This window comes from Streptomyces sp. RPT161, from assembly GCF_027533845.1.
In the GTDB taxonomy this organism is placed as follows: domain Bacteria; phylum Actinomycetota; class Actinomycetes; order Streptomycetales; family Streptomycetaceae; genus Streptantibioticus_A; species Streptantibioticus_A silvisoli_A.
Window position 1 is genome coordinate 553,183 of the sequence record NZ_JAPZVN010000002.1, and the last position, 18,669, is coordinate 571,851.

The following is an 18,669-nucleotide window of genomic DNA, read 5'->3' on the forward strand; positions in this document are numbered from 1 at the left end:
CGAGCCACCCGTCATGATCTTTTTCCGCCGCGACGGTGAGCAACCCGTACCTCGCGGTCCGGCGGTACCGGGTGAACCGACCCGCGAGTCGGGCCCCGCACGGCGGGCACCCGGCCAACGATGCGCACCGCCCGGCGGGCGCTCCCGCCCACAGTCACTCCGCCGGGCAGGCGCCTGGCACGATGGGGTGGGTGCTGGCACCAACCCCGACCGCACGACACGAGAAAGAGGGCCGCGTTGGCCGCCGCTGAGACGATCGTCCTGTTCCACTCCACGTACGGGCTGCGGCCCGCCGTCCACACGGCCGCCGACCGGCTGCGCGCCGCCGGGCACGAGGTGGTGGTCCCCGACCTGTTCGACGGCAGGACCGCCGACAACGTCACCGACGGTCTGGCGATCAAGGACGAGATCGGTCACGAGGAACTGCTCAGGCGCGCCGTCACCGCCGCCGCGCCGCACTCCCAGCGCGGCGTCGTCTACGCGGGCCTCTCGCTCGGCGGAGCCATCGCGCAGAACCTGGCGCTGGCCGACGAGAAGGCCAGGGGCTTGCTGCTGCTGCACGGGACCTCGGACATCGCGGACGACGCCGCGACCGACATCCCGGTACAGCTGCACGTCGCGGAGCCGGACCCGTTCGAGCCCGACGACTGGCTGAACGCCTGGTACCTGCGGATGCGGCGGGCCGGAGCCGATGTGGAGGTGCACCGCTACCGCGGCGCGGGCCACCTGTACACCGACCCCGACCTTCCCGACTGGGACGAGGAGGCCGCGGAGCGCACCTGGTCCACGGCCCTGTCCTTCCTCGCCGAGCTGTAGCCGGCCGCTACTTCTTGGGGCCGAGCGCCTTGTCGAAGGCCGCCGCCAACTGGGCCGGGGTGATGACCCCGGTCTGCGGGAAGTTGCTACCGGCCACCGGCAGGTCCTTGCCGTCGAGCTTGGCGGTCGGGGTGGCCTGCACGCCGCTGCTGTTGAACGAGTCGGACATCTTCTGCGCCCACGCGTCGTACGTGCCGTCCTTGACCGCCTTCTGGAAGGCGGCGTTGCCCTTCAGCTCCGGTACCTGGTCGGAGATCTTGAACAGGTAGCTGTTGTCGCTGAACTTGTCCTGCGTCTCGTCAGGGTGGTTGGCCTGGGAGTACAGCGCGGTGTGGAACTTGATGAACGCGTCCGGGCTCACGTTCAGCGCGGCGCCCAGGGCGCTGAGCGCGTGCATGGAGCCGCTGCCGCCGTCGTTCTTGTCGATGAAGGTGCCGAAGGTGTACTGGATCTTGTACCGGCTGTCCTGCGCCCCCTGGAGCACGTCCTTGCCGTCCGCCTGCTCGAACATCGCGCAGACCGGGCAGCGCGGGTCCTCGTACAGGCTCAGGGTGTGCGCGGCGTTCTTGTTGCCGTAGACCACCGTGGTGCCGTTCGGCCCCGAGGTGTTGGCAGGCAGCACCAGCGGCTTGCTGGAGCCGCCGGACTGCGACACGGCCACGGCGACACCGCCCGCTATCGCCAGGGCGGCGACGATCGCGCCGCCCGCGATGAGCTGGCGGCGCAGCTTGTCCCGCTTCGCCTGCCGCTCACGCTCGGCCTTGAGCCGCTCACGCGCCGACGCCTTGTTCTCCCAGGAGTTCTTGCTGCTCATGATTGGTCCGCTTCTCCGTCACGGTGGTGGATGTACGTGGATGCGCGTAGGTACGCGGCCCGGTGTGGCGGCTCGACGGCAGGCGTCAGGCCGCGACCGGGCACGGCGGACCACGCCGTACGACGGAGTGCAGCAGTAGCGGGGAGGTTGGCGCGGCCGAGCGCGTCTCGGGCCGCCGCGCCCGCGGCCGGTCCGGTACCGCGGCGTACGCGCACAGCACCGCGGCGGCGCGGGCCAGCGGGCGGAACGCGAACGAGGCGGTGGCGCGCAGCAGTTGGCGCAGCGCCGCCTCGCCGCGGCGCAGCCACCAGGAGGCGAGCAGCCCCACGGTGACGTGGGCGGCCAGTAGCAGCCAGGGCACCGCCGGGTCGGCGACCGGTACGGCACCGGCCAGCGGGGTGCCCACCCGGCCGCCGTCGCAGATCACATCGGCCCCGAAGGACCGCAGCGCTCCGGTGACCGGGCCGCCGTTCGGTCCGTAGCAGGTGTGCTGGCCGGTGGTGAACACCGTGTCGGCGGCCAGTTCCAGCGGCACCAGCAGCGTGGCGATCGGCCAGAAGCCGCGCTCCCGTCCGGCGAGCGCGTAGGCCAGCGCGAACATGCCCAGGAAGGCGAACGCCACCGTGGCCAACGGCAGCGGCTGGCGGGAGAGCAGTACGTGCGAGGTGGTGGAGAGGGTGACGCACAGCGCGGCGAACAGCGCCGCGCGTGCCGCCCTGAAGGGCGCGGTTCTCTCCATGAAGGCAGAGTGTGCCATGGAACTCCGTATGCGGCGCCTAAAGGTCCCGCAACGATCTGGACGGGCCCGGGCTGTCACTGCCGCGGACTAGACTTTCCACCTCGCCGAAAGCTCCCACCGGAGGTGTCCCGCACCGTGGCCAAGACCTTCACGCACCTGCATGTGCACACGCAGTACTCGCTGCTGGACGGTGCGGCGCGACTGAAGGACATGTTCAAGGCGTGTCAGGAGATGGGCATGACGCACATCGCCATGACCGACCACGGCAACCTGCACGGTGCGTACGACTTCTACCAGCAGGCGACGGGCGCCGGGATCACCCCGATCATCGGCATCGAGGCGTATGTGGCGCCCGAGTCGCGGCGCAACAAGCGCAAGATCCAGTGGGGCCAGCCGCACCAGAAGCGCGATGACGTCTCCGGTTCCGGTGGTTACACCCACAAGACGATCTGGGCGGCCAACAAGACCGGTCTGCACAACCTGTTCCGGCTCTCCTCGGACGCGTACGCCGAGGGCTGGCTGCAGAAGTGGCCGCGGATGGACAAGGAGACCATCGCCCAGTGGTCTGAGGGGCTGATCGCGTCCACCGGCTGCCCGTCCGGCGAGGTGCAGACCCGGCTGCGGCTCGGGCAGTTCGACGAGGCGCTCAAGGCCGCCGCTGAATACCAGGAGATCTTCGGCAAGGAGCGGTACTTCCTGGAGTTGATGGACCACGGCATCGAGATCGAGCGCCGGGTCCGCGACGGGCTGCTGGAGATCGGCAAGAAGCTCGGCATCCGCCCGATCGTCACCAACGACTCGCACTACACGTACGCGCACGAGGCCGACGCGCACGACGCGCTGCTGTGCATCCAGACCGGCAAGAACCTCACCGACCCCGACCGCTTCAAGTTCGACGGCACCGGCTACTACCTGAAGACGGCGGACGAGATGTACGCCATCGACTCCTCTGACGCCTGGCAGGAGGGCTGCGCCAACACCCTGCTGGTCGCCGAGCAGGTGGACACGACCGGCTGGTTCGAGAAGCGCGACCTGATGCCGCGGTTCGACGTGCCCGAGGGGTACACCGAGGTCACCTGGTTCCGCGAGGAGGTCAAGCGGGGCATGGCCCGCCGCTACCCCGGCGGAGTTCCCGAGGACCGGCAGAAGCAGGCCGAGTACGAGATGGACATCATCATCCAGATGGGGTTCCCGGGGTACTTCCTGGTCGTCGCCGACTTCATCATGTGGGCCAAGAACAACGGCATCGCGGTGGGCCCCGGCCGTGGTTCCGCGGCCGGTTCGATCGTGGCCTACGCGATGGGCATCACCGACCTCGACCCGATCGACCACGGTCTGATCTTCGAGCGGTTTCTCAACCCCGAGCGCGTCTCCATGCCCGATGTCGACATCGACTTCGACGAACGTCGGCGCGCCGAGGTGATTCGCTACGTCACCGAGAAGTACGGCGCGGACAAGGTGGCGATGATCGGCACCTACGGCACCATCAAGGCGAAGAACGCCATCAAGGACTCCGCGCGGGTGCTGGGCTACCCGTACGCGATGGGCGACCGGATCACCAAGGCGATGCCCGCCGACGTGCTCGGCAAGGGCATCCCGCTGTCCGGCATCCTCGACCCGCAGCACCCGCGCTACGGCGAGGCGGGCGAGGTCCGGGGAATGTACGAGAACGAGCCGGACGTGAAGAAGGTGATCGACACCGCCCGCGGCGTCGAGGGCCTGGTCCGGCAGATGGGTGTGCACGCGGCGGGCGTGATCATGTCCAGCGAGACCATCACCGAACACGTTCCGGTCTGGGTCCGCGCCTCTGACGGCGTCACCATCACGCAGTGGGACTACCCCACCTGTGAGTCGCTCGGCCTGCTGAAGATGGACTTCCTGGGCCTGCGAAACCTGACGATCATGGATGACGCGGTCAAGCTGGTCAAGGCCAACAAGGGCATCGACATCGAGTTGCTCTCCCTGCCGTTGGACGACCCCAAGACCTACGAACTGCTGTGCCGCGGTGACACGTTGGGCGTCTTCCAGTTCGACGGCGGGCCGATGCGTTCGCTGCTGCGGATGATGAAGCCGGACAACTTCGAGGACATTTCCGCCGTTTCGGCCCTGTACCGGCCGGGCCCGATGGGCATGAACTCGCACATCAACTACGCGCTGCGGAAGAACGGCCAGCAGGAGATCACTCCGATCCACCCGGAGTTGGAGGAGCCCCTCAAGGAGGTCCTCGACATCACCTACGGCCTGATCGTGTACCAGGAGCAGGTGCAGAAGGCCGCCCAGGTGCTCGCCGGCTACACGCTGGGCCAAGCCGACCTGCTGCGCCGGGCGATGGGCAAGAAGAAGCAGGAGGTCCTGGACAAGGAGTTCGTGCCCTTCCAGGCGGGCATGCGCGAACGCGGCTTCTCCGACGAGGCGATCCAGGCGGTGTGGGACGTACTCGTCCCGTTCGCCGGATACGCGTTCAACAAGGCGCACTCCTCCGCGTACGGGCTGGTCACCTACTGGACCGCGTATCTGAAGGCCAACTACCCGGCCGAGTACATGTCCGCGCTGCTCACCTCGGTGCGCGACGACAAGGACAAGTCGGCGGTCTACCTCAACGAGTGCCGCCGCATGGGTATCAAGGTGCTCCCGCCGAACGTCAATGAGTCGGACGCGAACTTCACCGCCCAGGGTGATGACACGATCCTGTTCGGCCTCACCGCGGTGCGCAACGTGGGCCAGAACGTCGTGGATTCGATCATCCGCTGCCGCAAGGCCAAGGGGAAGTACACCACTTTCCCCGACTTCCTGGACAAGGTCGAGGCGGTGGTGTGCAACAAGCGGACCGTCGAATCGCTGATCAAGGCGGGCGCGTTCGACGAGATGGGGCACACCCGGCGCGGCCTGACCGAGCACTACGAAGCGATGATCGACAACGTGGTGCAGGTCAAGCGCAAGGAGGCCGAGGGCCAGTTCGACCTCTTCGGCGGCATGGGCGACGACGACAAGGACGAGCCCGGTTTCGGGCTCGACGTCACCTTCTCCGACATCGAGTGGGACAAGGCGTATCTGCTCGCCCAGGAGCGCGAGATGCTCGGCCTGTACGTATCGGACCACCCGCTGTTCGGCATCGAGCACGTCCTCAACGACAAGACCGACGCCGCCATCGCCCAGCTGACCGGCGGTGACTACGCCGACGGCGCGATCGTCACCATCGGCGGCATCATCTCCGGCCTGCAGCGGAAGATGACCAAGCAGGGCAACGCCTGGGCGATCGCCACCGTCGAGGACCTGGCCGGTTCCATCGACTGCATGTTCTTCCCGGCCACCTACCAGCTGGTGTCCACCCAGCTGGTCGAGGACGCGGTGGTCTTCGTCAAGGGCCGCCTCGACAAGCGCGAGGACGTGCCCCGGCTGGTGGCGATGGAGCTCCAGGTCCCCGACCTGTCGGAGGCCTCCGCCAACGCCCCGGTGACCATCTCCATCCCCACCGTCAAGGTCACCCCGCCCCTGGTCGCCCGCCTCGGCGAGGTGCTGGACAGCCACCGGGGCAACACCGAGGTGCGAGTGCGGCTCCAAGGCGCCCGCAAGACCACCGTGCTGCGCCTGGACCGGCACCGGGTCGCCCCCGACCCGGCCCTGTTCGGTGACCTCAAGGCGCTGCTCGGCCCGGCCTGCCTGGGCGCCTCACAAGCCGGCTGACGCTCTCGGAAAGAGGGGCGCACCCCGTGCGGGTGCGCCCCTCAACGCGTGTGCGGCACCGGCCGGTTGACCGGCTCAGTTGTGACCGAAGCGCTTCTGCCGCCCCTTGCGCGCCATCGACATGGCCGTCAGGTCATCCCGGTGCGCTTCCAGGGAGACGTTCTTCGCGTCTTCCGCGCTGCGCTCGGCCGCGCTGCGGCTGCTCTCCGGCTGTCGGGCCGGCTTCTTGGTGTCCTTGTTCTTGGCCACGATCGTGCCTCCTGTGAGGATCCCGGACGACGGCCCGAGATGCGTGGGCGGCCCCGAGACGGCCCCCGGGACGGCTTCCCGGTGCGAACACAGACTTGCACGGGGGAACGGAAGTCGCATTTCGGGCGTTTGTCGGAGGGAAGGAAGGCCTCAATCCGGTATCCGCCACGCCGATGATCGAGTTCCGGCTCATATCCCAGGCGAGGTCGGGCAGACTCAAGGCAACCTCGTGCCGGGGGCGACCTGATGTGGAAAAGAGGGTGGAACGTGGACCGCTGCGTCGTCCTCGTGGACGCCGGCTATCTGCTCGGCGCCGCCGCGAGCCTGCTGGCCGGGGAACCCTCTCGGTCCCGGATCACCGTGGACCACGCCGCCGTCGTGCAGGGCCTGCGAGAACGTGCGGAACGCGAGACGGGCCAGCCCCTGCTGCGGATCTACTGGTTCGACGGCGCTCCCGACCGGGTGCCCCAACCCGAGCACCGGCGGCTGCGCGTGATGCCCCGGGTCACCGTACGGCTCGGCGCGCTGACCCGCACCGACGGGCGCTGGGCGCAGAAGGGCGTGGACGCCGCGATGCACGCGGAGCTGTCCGAGCTGGCCCGCAACCGTGCCTGCTCCGACGTGGTCCTGGTGACCGGGGACGGCGATCTGCTGCCCGGGATGATGTCCGCGAAGGAGCACGGCGTCGCCGTGCACCTGTGGGCCGTACAGGCGGCCGACGGGGACTACAACCAGTCGGAGGACCTGGTCGCCGAGGCCGATGAGCGCCGGGTGCTGGACCGCGAGTGGATCACCCAGGCGGTCCAGGCCCGCGACACCGGCGCGGTGTGCCCGCCGCCCGGGGCGCGCCCGGAGATCGCCGCGATCCTGTCCGCGCCGCTGCCGGAGTCCGCGATGCCCGGCCCCGCCGCCAAACCACCCCGCCCCACGCAGCAACCCGAACCGGCCAAGAACGGACACGCCCCGGCGACCACGGAGCCCGGCGCAGCGAAGACCGGCGTGCCCACCCCGAAGGACCTCGCCGGGCTCGGCGGTGGCCGGGGCCCCGCGGGCGGCCACCCCACCCCGCACCCGCCCGCCGCCGCCACCCTGCGCTGGTCGTCGGAGAAGGGCTGGATCGAACGCGGCCCCGGCAGCGAGGCCGCCGACCCCGGGCTGCCCACCCTCGCCCAGCTCACCAGCGCCGAACAGCGCTGGGCCGACCGGGAAGAGGACATCACCGCGGTCAGCGGCGACCCGTTCGAGGTCGGCCAGGTCTTCGCCCGCCGCTGGATCGACCGGCTGGGCGACTCCTCGGGGCTCCAGACGCTCTCCGCCGAGTACCCCCGGGTACCGCACCGCATCGACGGCGAACTGCTGCGTTACGCGGCCCGCTTCGGCCTGCTGGCGCACAAGGACGACCAGATCGACGAGCATGACCGCTACGCCATCCGGGCGGGCTTCTGGCGCGAGGTCGACAGTCGATCCGCCGGGCCGCGCAGCGACCCCGCGCCATCCGCCTGACCGCAACCCAGGACGCCCCGGTACTCTCTGTGCCCGTGAGTACGGGCACCAAATCGGCGGTGATGTGGACCGTCCGCGGGCTGGTCAAGAGCTACCCCGCCGGACGGACGCCATGGCGCCGCCGGTCCGCCGGCGCGCCCGCGGCGGCGGTACGTGCCAACGACGGCATCGACCTCGACATCCGGCGCGGCGAGATCTTCGGGCTGCTCGGACCCAACGGCGCGGGCAAGTCCACCCTGGTCCGCCAGCTCACCGGGCTGCTGCGACCGGACGCGGGCCACATCACCCTGCTCGGCCACGACCTGGTGGCCCACCCCGAACGCGCCGCCCGGCTGATCGGCTACCTCGGCCAGGAGTCCACCGCCCTCGACGAGCTGACCGTCGCCCTGGCCGCCGAGACCACAGGCCGACTGCGCGGCCTCGACCTTCGTGCCGCACGTGCCGAGCGGGACGCCGTACTCGAGGAACTCGGCCTGGCCGACATCGCCCAGCGCCCGCTGAAGCGGCTGTCCGGCGGGCAGCGGCGGCTGGCCTGCTTCGCCGCCGCGCTGGTGGGGGAGCGCCCGGTGCTGGTCCTGGACGAGCCGACGACCGGGATGGACCCGGTGGCGCGGCGCGCCGTGTGGGCCGCCGTGGACCGCCGCCGCGCCGAACGCGGGACCACCGTGCTGCTGGTCACCCACAACGTCATCGAGGCCGAGACCGTGCTGGACCGGGTCGCCGTCATCGACCGCGGCCGGGTCATCGCCTGCGACACCCCGGCCGGGCTGAAGGCGATGGTCGACGGGGACGTACGACTCGACCTGGTGTGGCGGGACCAGCCGCCGCTGGACCTGCCCGAGATCGCCGCGCTGCGCGAGCGCGCGGAGGCCGCCGGGCGGCGCTGGACGCTGCGGCTGCCCCAGGACCGGGCGCGGGCCGTGGTCGCCTCGGTCACCGCGGGACCGGCGTTCGCCGCGCTCGACGACTTCACGCTCGCCACGCCGAGCCTGGAGGACGTGTACCTGGCGCTCGGCGGAAGCCAGAAAGGACTGGTCAAGGCGTGACCACCGTGTCCGCTCCGAGGGTGCCGACGATGCGCGGCGCCGTGGAAGACGCCGCCGGGCTCGCGCCGCGCGCCCGGCTGTGGCCCGCGCTGTGCGCGGTGTACCGGGCCCAGCTGTCCCGGGCGAGGGTCGCCCGGATTCCGCTGCTGTTCGTGGCGACGTTCCAGTCCATCGGCATCATGGTCCTGATGCGCGGGGTGGTCTCCACCGGCTCCGACGCGGCTCGCGCGGTGGTCTCCGGCTCCAGCGTGCTGGTGGTGGCGTTCGTCGCGCTCAATCTGCTGGCCCAGTACTTCGGGCAGCTACGCGCGTCCGGCGGACTGGACCACTACGCCACGCTGCCGGTGCCCGCGGCCTCCGTGGTGCTGGGCGCGGCGGCGGCGTACGCGTCGTTCACCCTGCCCGGGACGGTGGTGACCGCGGCCGTCGGCTGTGTGCTGTTCCATCTGCCGCTCGGCGGGCTGTGGGTGCTCGGCGCGGTGGTGCCGCTCGCGGGCGCCGCGCTGTCCGGGCTGGGGGCGACGCTGGGGCTGCTCGCTCCGCGCCAGGAACTCGCCACGCTTTTCGGCCAGTTGGGCATGTCCGCCGCCCTGCTGCTCGGGGTGCTTCCGGCCGGGCACCTGCCCGGGCCGGTGGGCCTGGCTCGGGACGCGCTGCCGTCCACGTACGGGGTGGAGGCCTTCGCCCGGACCTTCGGCGGGTCGCCGGACTGGGCCGCCGTGCTCGGTGATCTGTCGGTGTGCGCCGCGGTGGGCGTGGTGTCGCTGGCGGTGGCCACCTGGGCGTACCGCAGGGCGGCCTACCGCTGACCGCCGGGGCGTTCCGCGGTCGCACAGCCGGACCTGGCACGATAGGCGGGTGACCGCACCGTTGAGCCCGCACGACCAGCAGCCCCCGAACCCGCCCGTCCCGGACGCGGACGGCGGCGGCGCGGACGAACAGCCCCGGCTGGGCCGGGAGCTGCGGGACGCGGCGATCGCCGCGGTGGCGGTCGCGGTGTGCGGGGTGGTACTCGGACTGCTCTGGGAGCAACTGGCGCCGCAGGTGCCGCTGATCTCTGACGGCTCGGCCGTCTACCTGAAGAACTCCGAGGGCGAGCAGGCGGTCGGCGCCGACGGCTGGTTCGCGCTGATGGGCCTGGGCTTCGGCGTGCTCACCGCGGCGGCGGTCTTCTGGTGGCGGCGCGCCGGGGGCATCGCGGTGGTCATCGGGCTCGCCGTGGGCGCGGTGCTCGGCTCGCTGATCGCCTGGCGGCTGGGCGTGGCGCTCGGCCCGACGCAGAACGTGGTGGCGCACGCCAAGGCGGTCGGCCCCAACAAGGTCTTCTACGCCCCGCTGGAGCTGCGAGCCAAGGGCGCCCTGCTCGCCTGGCCGGTGGCCGCGATGGCCACCCTCCTCGCCCTCACCTCCGCCTTCGGCCCGCGCGACCCCCAGCCGCCGCAGCACTGGGACGGCTGGTCCGCGCCCAAGCCGCCTGGCGGCACCCCGGACCAGTGACCGGTCAGGATCAGACCGACCCGGTGCCGATGGCGTGCCCGATGCCGAAGACGGCCGCCGCCGCGCCCGCGCCGACCAGCAGCTGACGGGCGCCCGAGCGCACCGCGGCGCGCCCGTTGAGCAGGCCGAGCACCGCGCCGACGGTGAACAGCGCGCCGACGGCCAGCACGACCGCGGCGACCAGCGCGGCCGGACCGGAGCCGAACAGATAGGGGAGCACGACCACCAGGGCGCCCAGGGCGAAGGCGACGAGGCTGGAGAGTGCCGCTGACAACGGTGAGCCCAGCTCGTCCGGGTCGAGCCCGAGTTCCTCGCGGGCCATCGTGTTGAGGGCCGCCTCGTCGTCCTTCATGATCGTGGTCGCGACGCGCTCGGCCTCTTCCGCGTCCAGGCCCTTGGCCCGGTAGATCAGGGCGAGTTCCTCGGCCTCGGCCTCGGGGTCGTCGCGCAACTCGTCGGCCTCCAGCGCGATCTCCCGTTCGTACGCCTCGCGCTGGCTGCGCATCGAGACGTACTCACCGGCGGCCATCGAGAACGCCCCGGCCAGCAGCCCGGCGACACCGGCGAACAGGATGGTCGAGCCCGCGGCGCCGGATCCGGCGAAGCCCATGACCAGCGCGGTGTTGGACACCAGGCCGTCGTTGACGCCGAACACCGCCGCGCGCAGCGCCCCGGAGCGGTCGCTGCGGTGCCACCGCTCCCGCCGGACGATTTCCCGGCCGCCCTCGGCGCCGGCCGCCGAGCCCTGCTCGCGCAACCAGGTCAGCACCCGGGCGTGCGAACGCTCGTCGACGGCCATGCCCGGCGCGGCGTCCGGGTCGTTCGCGTACAGGCCCGCGTCGGCGTGCTCGGCACGTTCCACCATCGGCAGCACCGCGTCCACCGAGAAGCGGCGGGCCAGCCAGGACAGCAGCCTGGTGCGCAGCCCTGCGCGGCCGGGGGCGGGGACGTGTTCGCCGAGGGCGCTGAGCTTGTCCGCCCAGTGCCTGGCGTGCCGCTCCTCGACCGCGGAGAGCTCCAGGAATATCTGCTGCCGTTCGCCGGTGGCACCGGCGGCCAGTCCCCGGTAGAGGGCGGCGCTGCGGCGCTCGGACTCCAGGGCGGCCCGGTACCGGGCGGCCGCCCGCCGGTCGGTGGGCGTGGGAGGTTCGGCGACGTGCGGTTCAGGGGTCTCGGCGTTCATGGCGTGGTTCTCCCGCCAGGGGTCGTACCGGTGGTTCGGAGGCAGTCGTGGCAGATGCCGCGGAAGATGACCTGCGCCTCGTCGACGCGGCCCACGTCCTGGCCGGCGGTCAGGCAGGGCTTCGCGCCGACCAGGCAGGAGACGTCGCTGACCCGTCCACAGCGCCGGCAGACGAAGTGGTGGTGCCAGGTCTCGGCGAACTCGTAGACGGCCGCGCCCGGCCCGACGTCGGCGCGCAGCACCACGCCGAGTTCGGACAGCGTCACCAGGGCGTTGTACACGCTGGTCCTGGGCAGCGGCGTGCCGTGCTCGACGAGGTGCGCGTGCACCTCGTCGGCGGTGTGGTGGCCGCCCATCGCCCGCAGCGCCTCGGTGACCGCCAGCCGGGGCCGCGTGGCCCGCAGCCCGGCCGCCCGCAGCCGTTCGGCGACGTCCGTCATCCGCGCTCTCCCCACCTGAGTTATTTGGACAATATCCAAGTTACACCCAGGCGAAAAAAGGCGGCGAGGAGCGGGAACTCCTCGCCGCGATGGCGGTCGACCCCAACGACGTAGCCCCGCGGTCCTCAGCGAACCGCGACTACGAAGGGGTCATGCGGGCCGATGGCCGTGGTTGGCGTGGCGCTTCTTGAGCCGCCACTTCCGCTTACGGGTGCGCTTGGACATGGCACTCGCTCCCTCCGCGCGGCCGAGCGACCGCACTGTGCCCAGCGTGCGCCCATCGGGCGGGCCTGTCGAGACGACGGCCAGGCAACGCGCTCAGGCCCGCGCTCAGGCGCGGCCGATGGAAGCCGTCGAGGCGTTGGCGACCCGCACCAGGTCCTCCGGAGCCAGCTCCACCTCAAGCCCGCGGCGGCCCGCCGAGACGAAGACCGTGGGATGCCCGAGCGCCGAGGCGTCGACGACCGTGACCAGCCGTTTGCGCTGGCCCAGCGGCGAGATCCCGCCGCGCACGTACCCCGTGGTGCGCTCGGCGGCGGCCGGATCGGCCATCGCCGAACGCTTGCCGCCCACCGCCGCGGCCAGCGCCTTGAGGTCCAGCGATCCCGCGACCGGTACGACCGCCACCGTGAGCGCCCCGTCCACCTCCGCGACCAGTGTCTTGAAGACCCGCTCCGGCGTGACGCCCAACGCCCGCCAGGCCTCCTCGCCGTACGACGCGGCGGCCGGATCGTGTTCGTAGGAGTGCACGGTGAACGGCACTCCCGCCGCGGCCAGCGCGACCATCGCCGGAGTCCCTCCGGATTTCGCCTTCTTGGCCAACTCGCCCAGACCTCAGCTCAGTTGCGGTTCGTCGGCTGCCGGGTCAGTTCAACCGCGGGCAGTGAGGGGAGCCTACCGATCACCGCCGTCTCCCTGCGCAGCAGTTTCAGCTCCTCCGCCAGCCGGGTCGCGGCGTCCGGAGCCTCCAACAGCTCCTGCTTGACCGGGACTTCGGCCACCGTGGCAGCGGCCACCAGATAGGACAGCACCGACGGCTGACCGGGCAGTTCCTGCGCCGTGGACAGCGTCCGCTCCTGCGCCCCCGCGAGTTGCTTCTGGTACGTACGGAACGCCCGCTCCACCTCCGCGGTGAGCGGCCCCGCCCCCTCGCCCGGCAGTTCGGGCAGCTCCTCGATCTCGCCGACCAGATACGGGCCCGTGGCGTCCACCGACCGCAGCCGGAACCGGGCGGTGCCGGTGGCCACCATCTCGTACCCGCCGCCCTCCTTCTCCCGCAGCGAGGCCGCGTCCGCTATGCACCCGACCTGGTACAGCGCCTTGCCCAGGTCGGGCCCGAAGCCCGCCGTCGCACCGCCGTCCGGCGCGCCGGGACCGCTCGGCGCGACCTCGTAGCCGTCCCTGATCGCCACCACGCCGAAGTGCCGAGGGGCGTCCTCGGACAGCGCCAGCAGATCGCGGGCGAGGGCGCGGTACCGCTCCTCGAAGATGTGGAGCGGCAGCACGAGGCCCGGAAAGAGCACCGAGCCGAGTGGGAACAGCGGAAGTCGTGCGGTCACAACAGGTAAGCCTAAGCGCAGGCCCTGTGCGTCAATACCGGTTTCGTACAGACGCGGTGCCGAGGGCACGCGCAGGATCGTCAGCCGCGGCGCAGCAGCCGTGACGCGCCGGTGACCACGGTCGAGGCCAGGACCCAGCCGACCATGGTCATCGCGGCCGCCACCCACTGCGCGGCCCCGCCCAGCCGCCAGGCATGGCTCTGCCCCAGATCGACGACCGGCAGTAACAGGTCGAGCGCGAACAGCGCCGGGTTCCAGTGCGGCCAGGCGTGATCGTCCACTGGCTCCGGCGGGTGACCCAGCCCGAAGTACAGCGTGCCCGCCGCCCACAGCACCGCCATCCACAGCGCCGCCCGCCCCGGCCGGTACCCGTAGCCGACCGTGACGTCCTGCAGCCAGCCCCACATCATGCCGGCCAGCGGCAGCGTCTCCCGGCGTCTGCGCTGCTTGGCCAGCAGCACCTCGCGGGCCTGCGAGTCCTCGCCGCCGTGCCGCAGCACCTGGGCCAGGGTCTCGTACGGCTCAGGGTTGTACTCCGGCGTCGCGTCGGCCAGCCAGGCGATCCGCTGGTCCAACGGCACCGGACTGGGCGAGGACAGCGACTCGTAGCTGAACCCGGCCAGGTCGATGCCGCCCCGGCCGGGCCAACTCGACGGCCGGTCAGTGAGGTTGCCGACCCGGGCGCCGGCCAGCGAGATCCGCCCGGACGGCGGTTCGTCCAGGACGAGGCGGAGTTCGGGGGTCTGGACGCGGCGCAGCGACAACTGCTGGGTACCGGTCAGCCGGAAGTGCGCCTTGTCCGCGATCACCGCGTTGCCGAACCGCCCGTCGTCCAGCCGGATCCCGCCCTCGGAGGTGAACCGCTGGGTGTGCACGCCCGCGGGCGGGGTGCCGCCGCCCAGGTAGCCGCTGAACCACCCGGAGCTGAGGTAGAGGGTGTGCTCCACGGTGATCCGCGCGGCGTTCAGCGCGTAGCGGCCGTACGGGTTGTGCAGCGCGCTGCCGCGCAGGCTGAGCCGACCGCCGATGCGGGCGCTGCGCAGGCTGATCTCACCGGTCGACTCCAGCAGTTCGGCCTCCACGTCCTGGGCGACGGTCAGCCCGTCCGCCGCGATGGAGTGGCCGCTGCGGCTCTGGCCCACCGTGAGCTGGTTGAGCACCAGATCGGTGCCGATGTGCGCGTCGGTCAGCCGGATCCCGCCCGGCACCGTGCACTGCGGCAGATGCAGATCGCCCTCGCTGTTCAGCCGGGCCGCCTCGATCCGCGGCACCTCGCAGCGCACCATCCGTACGGTGGTGAAATGGCAGGCGGGCAACAGCAGTTGGTGGTCGAAGTGGCACTCCCGCAGCTCCACATAGGGCTGGACGTGGCCGCCCGACAGGTTGAGCAGCCCGGTGACCAGCGCCCCGGTCAGCTTCAGCGCCGCGACCCGCCCGGGCTCACTGGGCGGCCCGTCGAGCAGCAGCAGCGCCACGACCTCCGCCCGCACGGTACGGCCGGGATCCGCGTCACCGTCCGCCGGCCGCGCACCGCGCGCTTCCGGCTCACCGCCGCCCGCCCGGGGCTGCGGCAGCGCGCCCGCGGCGCCGTCGGACGGCTCCGCAGCGGTGTCCGGCTCGCCGCGCTCCGCCGGGCCGAGCCTCAGGTCGCAGGTCTCGCCCCGGCGGTAGGCGTCCCACATGCGGCGTTCCGCGGTGGTCAGGTCTACCGGCATGGCGGGCTGGCTCACGGTGTGGTCCCTTCCCGTCGGCGGCGGGTGACCACCCGGCGGCGATCGCCCGGTCGCACGCTATAGCGCGGCGGACGTCGCGCCACCTCCCGATGGCCGAATCCAGCCACCGATCCGCCCTGGACATGACAGCCTCACGGGGACGCGCCGTGTCTCACGAAGTGGAGGCCGACCACGGCTGGCAATGGCGCTCTCTACACTTGACACCGTGATCTCCCGAATTGATCTGCGCGGCGCCGCCTTCTCCGAGGCCACTGTGAGTGGCGGAATCGACCGTGACCTGCTTCCCCGTGCCGAACTCGACGTGGAGGCCGCCCTGGAGAAGGTGCGGCCGATCTGCGACGACGTGAAGCATCGCGGCACCGCTGCGCTGATCGAGTACGCGGAGCGGTTCGACGGCGTCAGGATCGACCATGTACGCGTCCCCGAGGAGGCGCTGCGGCGCGCCCTGAAGGAACTGGATCCGGCCGTCCGCGCCGCGCTGGAGGAGTCCATCCGGCGCGCGCGCCTGGTGCACGGCGAGCAGCGCCGTACCGACCACACCACCCAGGTCGTGCCCGGCGGCACGGTCACCGAGCGGTGGGTCCCGGTGGAGCGGGTCGGGCTGTACGTGCCCGGCGGGCGGGCCGTCTATCCGTCCTCCGTGGTGATGAACGTGGTGCCCGCCCAGGAGGCGGGCGTCGCTTCGCTGGCCGTCGCCTCGCCGCCGCAGGCGGACTTCGGCGGGCTGCCGCACCCCACCATCCTCGCGGCCTGCGCACTGCTCGGCGTGGACGAGGTGTACGCGGCCGGCGGCGCGCAGGCGGTCGCCATGTTCGCGTACGGCACCGACGAGTGCCGCCCGGTGAACCTGGTCACCGGCCCCGGCAACATCTGGGTCGCCGCGGCCAAGCGGCTGCTCAAGGGCCGCATCGGCATCGACGCCGAGGCCGGGCCCACCGAGATCGCCATCCTCGCCGACCACACCGCCGACCCAGCGCACGTCGCCGCCGACCTGATCAGCCAGGCCGAGCACGACACCCTGGCCGCCGCCGTACTGGTCACCACCTCCACCGACCTCGCAGACGCGGTCGACAAGGAGCTGGACCGCCAGGTCGCCGCCACCAAGCACACCGAGCGGATCACCGAGGCGCTGTCCGGCAGGCAGTCCGCGACCGTCCTGGTCGACACCCTCGACCAGGGCCTGGTGGTGGTGGACGCGTACGCCGCCGAGCACCTGGAGATCCAGACCGAGGACGCCGCCGACGTCGCCGCCCGGGTGCGCAACGCGGGCGCGGTCTTCGTCGGCGCGTACGCCCCGGTCTCGCTGGGCGACTACTGCGCGGGCTCCAACCACGTACTGCCCACCGGCGGCTGCGCCTGCCACTCCTCGGGCCTGTCGGTGCAGTCCTTCCTGCGCGGCATCCACGTCGTGGACTACACGCGGGACGCCCTCGCCGAGGTGGCCCACCACGTGGTGACGCTGGCCCAGGCCGAGGACCTGCCCGCGCACGGCGCGGCCCTGAAGGCGAGGTTCGGATGGAAGGTGCCCGGCCAGTGACCCGTATCGACGACCTCCCGATCCGGGACGAACTACGCGGCAAGACCCCGTACGGCGCCCCCCAACTCGACGTACCGGTACGCCTGAACACCAACGAGAACCCGTACCCGCTGCCCGAGCCGCTGGTCGAGCGGATCGCCGAGCGGGTCCGCGGGGCGGCCCGCGAGCTCAACCGCTACCCGGACCGGGACGCGGTGGAGCTGCGCACCCAGCTGGCCGCTTACCTGACCAGGACCACCGGCCACCGGATCGGGCTGGCCGGGGTCTGGGCGGCGAACGGCTCCAACGAGGTCATCCAGCAACTGCTGCAGACCTTCGGCGGTCCCGGCCGCACCGCCATCGGCTTCGAGCCGTCGTACTCGATGCACGCGCTGATCTCGCGCAGCACCGGTACCGGCTGGATCTCCGGGGCGCGCCAGGCGGACTTCACCATCGACGTCGAGGAGGCGAAGGCCCAGATCGCCGCGCTCCGCCCCGACGTGGTCTTCGTCTGCTCGCCGAACAACCCCACCGGCACCGCGGTGGAAGCCGACACCGTGCTGGCGCTGTACGAGGCGGCGCAGGCCGCCAAGGCCGGGACCGCCGGTGCGCTCGTGGTGGTCGACGAGGCGTACGGCGAGTTCTCGCACCGCCCCTCGCTGCTGCCGCTGATCGAGGGCCGACCGAATCTCGTGGTGTCCCGCACCATGTCCAAGGCGTTCGGCGCCGCCGGACTGCGCCTGGGCTACCTGGCCGCCGACCCGGCCGTGGTCGACGCGGTCCAGCTGGTGCGGCTGCCGTACCACCTGTCGGCGGTCACCCAGGCCACCGCGCTCGCCGCCCTGGAGCACACGGATACTCTGCTGGGGTACGTCGAGCAGCTGAAGGCCGAGCGCGACCGATTGGTCACCGAGCTACGGGCGATCGGCTGCGAGGTGACGGAGTCGGACGCGAACTTCGTGCAGTTCGGCCGGTTCGAGGACGCCCACGCCGCCTGGCAGGGTTTGCTGGACCGCGGCGTACTGGTCCGTGACAACGGGGTACCGGGTTGGCTACGCGTCACCGCGGGCACCCCGGCCGAGAACGACGCGTTCCTCGACGCGGTGCGCGAGCTGAAGAAGGAGAACTGAGCACATGACCCGCGTGGGCCGCGTGGAACGCACCACCAAGGAGACATCGGTGCTGGTCGAGATCAATCTCGACGGCACCGGCCAGGTCGATGTGTCGACGGGCGTCGGCTTCTTCGACCACATGCTTGACCAACTGGGCCGCCACGGCCTGTTCGACCTCACCGTCAAGACCGACGGCGACCTGCACATCGACACCCACCACACCATCGAGGACACCTCGCTGGCGCTCGGTGCCGCGTTCAAGCAGGCGCTCGGTGACAAGCGCGGCATCGTCCGGTTCGCCAACGCCTCGGTCCCGCTGGACGAGTCGCTGGCCCAGGTGACCGTCGACCTGTCCGGGCGACCGTTTCTGGTGCACAGCGAGCCGGACGGCATGGCGCCCATGATCGGCACCTACGACACCACCATGACCCGGCACATACTGGAGTCGTTCGTCGCCCAGGCGCAGATCGCCCTGCACGTCCACGTCCCCTACGGGCGCAACGCGCACCACATCGTGGAATGCCAGTTCAAGGCACTCGCCCGCGCCCTGCGGTACGCCGCGGAGATCGACCCGCGGCAGACGGGGATCCCCTCCACGAAGGGCGCGCTGTGAACAAGGGCGCGATGCTGTTCATCCTGTTGGGGCTGTTCCTCGCCGGAGGCGTTTACTCCTTCTGGAAGCAGAAGATGCCCAAGAGCGTGGTCGTACTGCTCGGAATCGGTTCGGTGATGTCGCTCGCGGCCGGGCTGCTGCGGCTCTAGCGCCGCGCACGTGGAA

Annotated in this window: 18 protein-coding genes; 10 read left to right on the plus strand and 8 right to left on the minus strand. The window is 71.4% G+C overall.

Going from position 1 to position 18,669, the window contains the following annotated elements; translation table 11 throughout:
• Positions 1 to 237: 237 nt before the first annotated feature.
• Positions 238 to 816, plus strand: a complete 579-nt coding sequence (locus O5O46_RS07140; protein WP_269854383.1) for a dienelactone hydrolase family protein — start codon at positions 238 to 240, stop codon at positions 814 to 816.
• Positions 817 to 823: 7 nt separating this feature from the next.
• On the opposite strand, the gene O5O46_RS07145 is transcribed toward O5O46_RS07140, so the two are convergent.
• Entirely contained in the window at positions 824 to 1,630 is an 807-nt protein-coding gene (locus O5O46_RS07145; protein ID WP_269854384.1) for a thioredoxin domain-containing protein, read from the minus strand.
• Between the two features lie 85 nt (positions 1,631 to 1,715).
• Positions 1,716 to 2,369 (minus strand): hypothetical protein, encoded by a 654-nt coding sequence (locus O5O46_RS07150; protein ID WP_269854385.1) that lies wholly within the window; start codon positions 2,367 to 2,369, stop codon positions 1,716 to 1,718.
• A 135-nt stretch (positions 2,370 to 2,504) separates the two neighbouring features.
• On the opposite strand from O5O46_RS07150, the gene dnaE reads away from it, so the two are divergent.
• The gene (gene dnaE, locus O5O46_RS07155) at positions 2,505 to 6,053 is read left to right on the plus strand and encodes a DNA polymerase III subunit alpha (protein WP_269854386.1); all 3,549 of its coding nucleotides are present in this window, start codon (positions 2,505 to 2,507) and stop codon (positions 6,051 to 6,053) included.
• Between the two features lie 75 nt (positions 6,054 to 6,128).
• Here dnaE and O5O46_RS07160 read toward each other — a convergent pair whose 3' ends face one another.
• Positions 6,129 to 6,302: a hypothetical protein gene (locus tag O5O46_RS07160; protein WP_269854387.1), complete on the minus strand. Its 174-nt coding sequence runs from the start codon at positions 6,300 to 6,302 to the stop codon at positions 6,129 to 6,131.
• A gap of 267 nt (positions 6,303 to 6,569) precedes the next feature.
• On the opposite strand from O5O46_RS07160, the gene O5O46_RS07165 reads away from it, so the two are divergent.
• The 4 genes from O5O46_RS07165 (at position 6,570) to O5O46_RS07180 (ending at position 10,348) form a co-directional block, all read left to right on the plus strand.
• Complete coding sequence (locus O5O46_RS07165) at positions 6,570 to 7,805, plus strand: NYN domain-containing protein (protein ID WP_269854388.1); 1,236 nt, start codon at positions 6,570 to 6,572, stop codon at positions 7,803 to 7,805.
• Between the two features lie 62 nt (positions 7,806 to 7,867).
• Positions 7,868 to 8,851, plus strand: coding sequence for an ABC transporter ATP-binding protein (locus O5O46_RS07170; protein ID WP_269854601.1), 984 nt, complete (start codon positions 7,868 to 7,870; stop codon positions 8,849 to 8,851).
• Between the two features lie 29 nt (positions 8,852 to 8,880).
• Entirely contained in the window at positions 8,881 to 9,660 is a 780-nt protein-coding gene (locus O5O46_RS07175) for an ABC transporter permease (RefSeq protein WP_269854602.1), read from the plus strand.
• Positions 9,661 to 9,709: 49 nt separating this feature from the next.
• The gene (locus tag O5O46_RS07180) at positions 9,710 to 10,348 is read left to right on the plus strand and encodes a DUF2567 domain-containing protein (RefSeq protein WP_269854389.1); all 639 of its coding nucleotides are present in this window, start codon (positions 9,710 to 9,712) and stop codon (positions 10,346 to 10,348) included.
• Between the two features lie 10 nt (positions 10,349 to 10,358).
• Here the strand turns inward: O5O46_RS07180 and O5O46_RS07185 are convergent, their stop codons facing one another.
• The 5 genes from O5O46_RS07185 to O5O46_RS07205 all read right to left on the minus strand — a co-directional run bounded on the left by O5O46_RS07185 (position 10,359) and on the right by O5O46_RS07205 (position 15,245).
• Positions 10,359 to 11,531, minus strand: a complete 1,173-nt coding sequence (locus tag O5O46_RS07185; RefSeq protein ID WP_269854390.1) for a VIT1/CCC1 transporter family protein — start codon at positions 11,529 to 11,531, stop codon at positions 10,359 to 10,361.
• Positions 11,528 to 11,971 carry a Fur family transcriptional regulator gene (locus tag O5O46_RS07190; RefSeq protein ID WP_269854391.1) on the minus strand — a complete coding sequence of 148 codons (444 nt, stop codon included), beginning with the start codon at positions 11,969 to 11,971 and terminating at the stop codon, positions 11,528 to 11,530. Before O5O46_RS07190 ends, O5O46_RS07185 begins: the two co-directional genes overlap by 4 nt.
• A gap of 330 nt (positions 11,972 to 12,301) precedes the next feature.
• On the minus strand, positions 12,302 to 12,757 hold the full coding sequence (gene ybaK / locus O5O46_RS07195; protein ID WP_443072416.1) for a Cys-tRNA(Pro) deacylase: 456 nt from the start codon (positions 12,755 to 12,757) through the stop codon (positions 12,302 to 12,304).
• Positions 12,758 to 12,810: 53 nt separating this feature from the next.
• Positions 12,811 to 13,530, minus strand: a complete 720-nt coding sequence (locus tag O5O46_RS07200) for an LON peptidase substrate-binding domain-containing protein (protein ID WP_269854392.1) — start codon at positions 13,528 to 13,530, stop codon at positions 12,811 to 12,813.
• An 80-nt stretch (positions 13,531 to 13,610) separates the two neighbouring features.
• Positions 13,611 to 15,245 (minus strand): oxidoreductase, encoded by a 1,635-nt coding sequence (locus tag O5O46_RS07205; protein ID WP_269854604.1) that lies wholly within the window; start codon positions 15,243 to 15,245, stop codon positions 13,611 to 13,613.
• A gap of 223 nt (positions 15,246 to 15,468) precedes the next feature.
• Here O5O46_RS07205 and hisD point away from each other — a divergent pair, with 223 nt between their 5' ends.
• Genes hisD through O5O46_RS07225 form a run of 4 tightly spaced genes read left to right on the plus strand, consistent with a single transcriptional unit; the run spans position 15,469 to position 18,653 of the window.
• Positions 15,469 to 16,800: a histidinol dehydrogenase gene (hisD, locus tag O5O46_RS07210; protein WP_269854393.1), complete on the plus strand. Its 1,332-nt coding sequence runs from the start codon at positions 15,469 to 15,471 to the stop codon at positions 16,798 to 16,800.
• Complete coding sequence (locus O5O46_RS07215) at positions 16,797 to 17,909, plus strand: histidinol-phosphate transaminase (protein ID WP_269854394.1); 1,113 nt, start codon at positions 16,797 to 16,799, stop codon at positions 17,907 to 17,909. The genes hisD and O5O46_RS07215 overlap by 4 nt, the downstream gene beginning before the upstream one ends.
• Before the next feature lie 4 nt (positions 17,910 to 17,913).
• On the plus strand, positions 17,914 to 18,504 hold the full coding sequence (gene hisB / locus O5O46_RS07220) for an imidazoleglycerol-phosphate dehydratase HisB (protein ID WP_269854395.1): 591 nt from the start codon (positions 17,914 to 17,916) through the stop codon (positions 18,502 to 18,504).
• Positions 18,501 to 18,653 (plus strand): hypothetical protein, encoded by a 153-nt coding sequence (locus O5O46_RS07225; protein ID WP_269854396.1) that lies wholly within the window; start codon positions 18,501 to 18,503, stop codon positions 18,651 to 18,653. The genes hisB and O5O46_RS07225 overlap by 4 nt, the downstream gene beginning before the upstream one ends.
• Positions 18,654 to 18,669 lie beyond the last annotated feature (16 nt).

Excerpts from the sequence above, each read along its gene's own strand:
- O5O46_RS07205 (WP_269854604.1), bottom strand. The coding sequence starts at position 15,245 with ATGCCGGTAGACCTGACCACCGCGGAACGCCGCATGTGGGACGCCTAC.
- O5O46_RS07190 (WP_269854391.1), bottom strand. The coding sequence starts at position 11,971 with ATGACGGACGTCGCCGAACGGCTGCGGGCGGCCGGGCTGCGGGCCACG.
- O5O46_RS07145 (WP_269854384.1), bottom strand. The coding sequence starts at position 1,630 with ATGAGCAGCAAGAACTCCTGGGAGAACAAGGCGTCGGCGCGTGAGCGG.
- hisB (WP_269854395.1), top strand. The coding sequence starts at position 17,914 with ATGACCCGCGTGGGCCGCGTGGAACGCACCACCAAGGAGACATCGGTG.
- O5O46_RS07170 (WP_269854601.1), top strand. The coding sequence starts at position 7,868 with ATGTGGACCGTCCGCGGGCTGGTCAAGAGCTACCCCGCCGGACGGACG.
- O5O46_RS07175 (WP_269854602.1), top strand. The coding sequence starts at position 8,881 with ATGCGCGGCGCCGTGGAAGACGCCGCCGGGCTCGCGCCGCGCGCCCGG.
- O5O46_RS07185 (WP_269854390.1), bottom strand. The coding sequence starts at position 11,531 with ATGAACGCCGAGACCCCTGAACCGCACGTCGCCGAACCTCCCACGCCC.
- ybaK (WP_443072416.1), bottom strand. The coding sequence starts at position 12,757 with ATGGTCGCGCTGGCCGCGGCGGGAGTGCCGTTCACCGTGCACTCCTAC.
- O5O46_RS07150 (WP_269854385.1), bottom strand. The coding sequence starts at position 2,369 with ATGGAGAGAACCGCGCCCTTCAGGGCGGCACGCGCGGCGCTGTTCGCC.